The organism is Pseudomonas sp. Ps21-P2, assembly GCF_039672565.1.
In the GTDB taxonomy this organism is placed as follows: Bacteria; Pseudomonadota; Gammaproteobacteria; order Pseudomonadales; family Pseudomonadaceae; genus Aquipseudomonas.
Genome location: NZ_JBDFPL010000035.1, coordinates 1 through 1,173 on the forward strand (window position 1 = coordinate 1; position 1,173 = coordinate 1,173).

Sequence of the window (1,173 nt, forward strand, 5' to 3'; positions counted from 1 at the left end):
CAAGTTTTGACTCCAGTCTGGCAAATACCTCTTTAAGTTCGACCAACGTTGCTGGTTTGACTGCATAACCGACAGCGCCAAGCTGCATGGCAGTCATCTGTCGTTCTTCAACGGATATTACGTGGACTGGAATATGCCGCGTGGCTGCGTTTTCTTTCAGGCGGTGAAGCACAGTGAGCCCAGAATGATCTGGCAACCGCATATCCAAAAGAACGGCATCCGGACAGAATTTCGATGCCAGTTCAACCCCTTCATCTGCACCGTGGGCCACCAGACATTGATACCCCTGATCGTGAGCAAGATCATAAAGAACCTGAGCGAAGCGTACGTCATCCTCCACAACCAAGATCACGTGTTTGTCGAACGGCGCGTATTGGCGATCGTCTGCAAAGGTGGCGATCGAAGCAAGTGAAGCACGGGTATCGCTCGCCTGTGGCGAAACCGGCATCGACGCTACTGAAACTGCCTGCACAACCATGGCCGGGAGAATCTCGCCATCGAAACGTTCTGGGATCGTCAACGTGAAGACACTGCCCTTGCCTAGAGCGCTAGTCACGCTGATAGTCCCCCCCAGCAGTTCTGCTAGCTGACGGGAGATCGACAACCCCAACCCAGTGCCGCCAAAACGCCGGTTAATTGAACCGTCTCCTTGATGGAACGCCTCGAAAACACGCTCGATTTGATCAGTTGCAATGCCAATGCCCGTATCGGATATAGCAAACGCGATACCCCCGCCTGGCTGAGACGAAACCGTCGTCTCCACACGACCGCTCTCTGTAAACTTGATCGCGTTGGCCAACAAGTTTTTTAGTACCTGCTCCAAGCGCTGCTGATCCGTGTATATGATCGGCGCTACCCCCTCTTGCAACTCAACGGAAAATTGGAGCGCTTTCTGGTCCGCGAGTGGCTTAAACGTATTTTTCAGATTCTCGACCAAACGCGCAGTGCTGATTTCGCTGGGAAATAAATCAAATCGGCCCGCTTCGACCTTCGCAATGTCAAGAATGTCGTTGATCAGATGCAGCAAGTCATTGCCCGCAGAATATATCGACTCAGCGAACTTGACCTGTTCCTGCGTGAGATTTTCACCAGCGTTATCGGCCAAAAGTTTAGATAAAATCAGAGAGCTGTTGAGGGGGGTGCGCAGCTCATGTGACATGTTCGCAAGAAATT

General features: G+C 52.0%; 1 protein-coding gene. It reads right to left on the reverse strand.

What is annotated here, in order from left to right:
* Positions 1-1,173: ATP-binding protein (locus ABEH28_RS27245; protein WP_346631561.1), on the reverse strand; the 1,173-nt coding region annotated here is incomplete at both ends.